This is a genomic window from Tumebacillus sp. BK434 (genome assembly GCF_004340785.1).
Taxonomy (GTDB): domain Bacteria; phylum Bacillota; class Bacilli; order Tumebacillales; family Tumebacillaceae; genus Tumebacillus_A.
In genome coordinates this window covers 1-3,575 of record NZ_SLXS01000025.1, presented here as the reverse complement: position 1 = coordinate 3,575, position 3,575 = coordinate 1, and the positions used below count along the sequence as shown (strand labels likewise).

Sequence of the window (3,575 nt, the reverse complement as noted above, 5' to 3'; positions counted from 1 at the left end):
GATCAGCATGCCGCGGTGAATTCGTTCCCGGGCCTTGTACACACCGCCCGTCACACCATGGGAGTTGGCAACACCCGAAGCCGGTGAGGTAACCGTAAGGAGCCAGCCGTCTAAGGTGGGGTCGATGACTGGGGTGAAGTCGTAACAAGGTAGCCGTATCGGAAGGTGCGGCTGGATCACCTCCTTTCTAAGGATATAAGATTTTTCTACAGCTCGTATCATCTCTGACAACTCGTTTAGTTTTGGAGGATCAAGCCCGTAAGGGTTTTTTCTTTTTTGGGGGGAACACATCCCTAGATGCCGATGTAGCTCAGTTGATAGAGCAATCGATTCGTAATCGATAGGTCGCAGGTTTGAGTCCTGTCATCGGCACCAACCGACTGATTAAATGGAAGTAAAATTCAAACTTTTTATCCGTAAAAAGGAGCAGCCTCTAAAGGCTGCTCCTTTTTTGTGTTTTCTTGCCTTATTTTGTCATATCCCGGAGCTTGATCAAATAATTATAGAGCAAGTAAGTGCTTACTACATTTGGTCTTAATTGCAAGGGGGTTTGTTAAGTGGCAGAAGAGTTCGTTTTTCAGGATTTGCTTTCGGCGATCAAGGACTCGGTGATTCAAGCAAACGCAACAGCACAACAATCCTCTCTGGAAAGCATTTTCGCCTGGTTTGAGAAAGACGGGACACCGAAATTGACCGAGTTTAGACTGCCGACGCTTGATCCGGGAGCACCGGTTCAAACGATTCAAGTGCCGCTGATCTCGCTCATTCCTTTGTCGAGCACAAAAATAGACAAGCTTTCGGTGGAGTTTAATGTTCACTTTTCAGAACTGGTGCACAGACCGGAGGATCCGCGCAAAGCTGATTCGCTACGTTCGTCAGTTTCTGCAGAACCCGATCCAAAAAACCTGAGTTTAATGTTTGCCAGACGCGGAAAGCAGAGCGAGCCGAATCTGGCAAAGATTCAAATAGAAATTCGCAGTACCGATCCGCCTGAAGCTCTGCTGCGCATCAACGATCATCTGATGAAGTATTTACCTTAACACCTGAGAGGAGAATGCAGAAATGAGTGGACTTGTTAACATGGCATCGCAATTTAGAGGGCTTCCGATGGGGGATCTGATCGGAGCGCCGATCAAGGCAGCTTGTGACGCACAAGTCATGTTGGCTCATTCGACGGCGAGCTTTATCGACACGGTAGGGATCGAACGCGATAAAGACGGAAAAACGATCGGCCCGCGCCAAGTCAAGTTCGAGTACAAGCGCATGGCGGAAAATCCGGCCTATGACCCGAGCGTGCCGAGCTCCCCGCGCTTCATCCAACAGGACGTGGAAATCAACGTTCCCTTGCTGGCGATCGTCCCGATTCCGAATCTTGGTGTCGACACTTTGGATGTTACATTTGACATGGAAGTAAAGTCGGCAGCGACCGACAAGAGCAGCCTGGAAATTCAGGCGGGCGCGAAAGTGTCCGGCTCCTTCTGGGGTGTCTCCGTAGAAGTGTCGGGCAGTGTGACCAGCAAATCGGAGAACACCCGCAGCAGCGACAACTCCGCACGCTACCATGTGCAAGTGCACGCCAAAGACAAAGGGACTCCGGAAGGGCTGTCCCGAGTGCTTGACATGCTCCACCAATCGATCGTACCGACGGTGAAGGAAAGATCGACCGCCTCCGTACTTTAAGGGGAAGACGAGATGACCGAAACATTTGACATCGCGGATGTACGCTTCGTCAAACGCGTGGTGGTGGGGAACACGGACCCCTCCAACATGAAAGATGAGAGCGTGATTCAAAAACAGATGGACTACCTGACACGCTGTCTGCAAGAAAACCCAAAAGGTTGGATCATCGGCAAAGAGAAGAGTTTTCATCTCGTTCGCCTTGGTGAGCATCAGATCGCGATGGAGTATGTTGCATACCATATCGGGTTTAAACGCAAGCCGGTGTGGATGGATGAGGATCCGGCTCAAACTCAAGTCAGCGAGATGGACTCCCTTCTGCAACAGCTGATCAAGTAAGAACTTTTGTCACAAAACGGGCAAGCCTTGCAGGTTGCCCGTTTTGCTAACCAAAGGAGGAACTCTTGCATGGGACATGATATGGGACAAGTGATGGGCGGACTGATGAGCGCGATCGCAGAAGCGCGCAGCATCTCCGACCGAACTTCGCGCGACCTTGCACTGCAGTACGAAAAAGATGAGCTGATGCGGGTGTTTCCGGTGCCGTGCGTCGAACTGGAGACCGTGGAGATGAATCTGAAGTTCGCGATGGAAGAAGCACCGGATCTGCAGGACACTCAGTCGGTCAGTTCACATGGCGAAGACGTCGCACGGGAAAAGGAACTGGTATATGGGACGGCTGAACGTACCCGCTCGAAGGTGGTGGAAGCAATGACGTCCACCTTGCGCAAACTTTTTACCTTTACCAAGGCGTATGACGCCGGGAAGGTCGGGGATACGATCGCAAAAACGGTGGTCGAAGCGATCGGCAACCCAACACATGTGGTGATCGCAACTAAGCCCAAGGGACCGATCAAGCTGGAATCGTTTGATGTGCGGCATGTGGCGACGAAAATTCTCTATGAACTGATCGAGATTGGCTATGTGACGCTGACCAAAAACAACCTGTCCACGGCGACGAATGAGTTGGTGAAAGTATTGGGATCGGTGGCGATAGAACACGAACGCAAGGCGGTGGAGCTTCGAGACCTGGTTCACAGGGATGTTCGTTTGAACCAATTTCCGTTGAACTTGCTGTTGCAGCATTCGGAACTTGCGGGTCTGCCGGCGGAGTGCATTTCTTCGATCAAGATTACTGTCAATGTCGCCAACTATGAGTGGACGAAAGTGGAGGAGCGCAACGGAACGTCCTTTAGCAAGTTGGTTCGCGAATAAACCAGCCAGGCTGCCGAGAGTTGCTCTTGGTGGCTTTTTTGTTTCGGTTTGTTTTGGCTGTGTAATTGTCTCGAAGGGCGGGACATGATAAGATAACTCTTGTCGCCGCGATGGCGGCAGTTGAAAACGAAATAACGCAGAGACATGTGAGGCGATCGCGCAGCAGCTTCGGCTGCGGTGAGGAAAGTCCACGCTCGCCCGGGCTGCGATGCCCGGAGTTCGGATGCCTGCCCAATAAATAAGGCAGGGCAGCCTGCAAAGGCTGACGGCGGAGGAAACTAGCTACGTTCGCTTGCGAATATGCAGGAGTACTTCTGAAAGTGCCACAGTGACGAAGCTTCCCGGAAACGGGAAGAGTGGAACGAGGTAAACCCCATCTGCGAGAAACCCAAACTTTGGTCGGGGAACTGCTCGGAGGGAATCAGAACTGAAGAGCGGATCGGCAGCAATGCCGATAGTCAAATGGTTGCCACTCATAGTGCGAGGCCGACAAAGCCGTTTGAAGCACGGAGGAACAGAACGTGGCTTACAACAGTCTCTGCTTTGCTCGTTTCAAGATTGTTCTTTGAAAACCGGATAGCGAAATCATGAGTCAAGACATGTTTGAAATGCAGTACTTTCGAAGCGTTAACTTAGGTTAAGCTACGAAGGGCGCACGGAGGATGCCTTGGCGCCAAGAGCCG

4 protein-coding genes, 1 tRNA gene, 1 rRNA gene and 1 other RNA gene are annotated in these 3,575 nt (G+C 51.5%); all 7 read left to right on the top strand.

All coding sequences use genetic code 11. The features are described 5' to 3' along the window. Window positions 1-187, top strand: a 16S ribosomal RNA gene (locus tag EV586_RS20640); the annotation flags it as partial. Window positions 188-299: 112 nt separating this feature from the next. Further along, window positions 300-375 (top strand) — tRNA-Thr (locus EV586_RS20635). A gap of 182 nt (window positions 376-557) precedes the next feature. Next, entirely contained in the window at window positions 558-1,040 is a 483-nt protein-coding gene (locus EV586_RS20630; RefSeq protein WP_132946919.1) for a DUF2589 domain-containing protein, read from the top strand. A 67-nt stretch (window positions 1,041-1,107) separates the two neighbouring features. Further along, window positions 1,108-1,680, top strand: a complete 573-nt coding sequence (locus EV586_RS20625) for a DUF2589 domain-containing protein (protein WP_207893953.1) — start codon at window positions 1,108-1,110, stop codon at window positions 1,678-1,680. A 12-nt stretch (window positions 1,681-1,692) separates the two neighbouring features. Further along, the gene (locus EV586_RS20620; RefSeq protein WP_132946917.1) at window positions 1,693-2,016 is read left to right on the top strand and encodes a hypothetical protein; all 324 of its coding nucleotides are present in this window, start codon (window positions 1,693-1,695) and stop codon (window positions 2,014-2,016) included. 69 nt (window positions 2,017-2,085) lie between these two features. After that, the gene (locus EV586_RS20615) at window positions 2,086-2,892 is read left to right on the top strand and encodes a hypothetical protein (RefSeq protein WP_132946916.1); all 807 of its coding nucleotides are present in this window, start codon (window positions 2,086-2,088) and stop codon (window positions 2,890-2,892) included. A 142-nt stretch (window positions 2,893-3,034) separates the two neighbouring features. Continuing rightward, an RNA gene (gene rnpB / locus EV586_RS20610) (RNase P RNA component class B) lies at window positions 3,035-3,426 on the top strand. The last annotated feature ends 149 nt before the right edge of the window (window positions 3,427-3,575 follow it).

Excerpts from the sequence above, each read along its gene's own strand:
- EV586_RS20625 (WP_207893953.1), top strand. The coding sequence starts at position 1,108 with ATGGGGGATCTGATCGGAGCGCCGATCAAGGCAGCTTGTGACGCACAA.
- EV586_RS20620 (WP_132946917.1), top strand. The coding sequence starts at position 1,693 with ATGACCGAAACATTTGACATCGCGGATGTACGCTTCGTCAAACGCGTG.
- EV586_RS20615 (WP_132946916.1), top strand. The coding sequence starts at position 2,086 with ATGGGACATGATATGGGACAAGTGATGGGCGGACTGATGAGCGCGATC.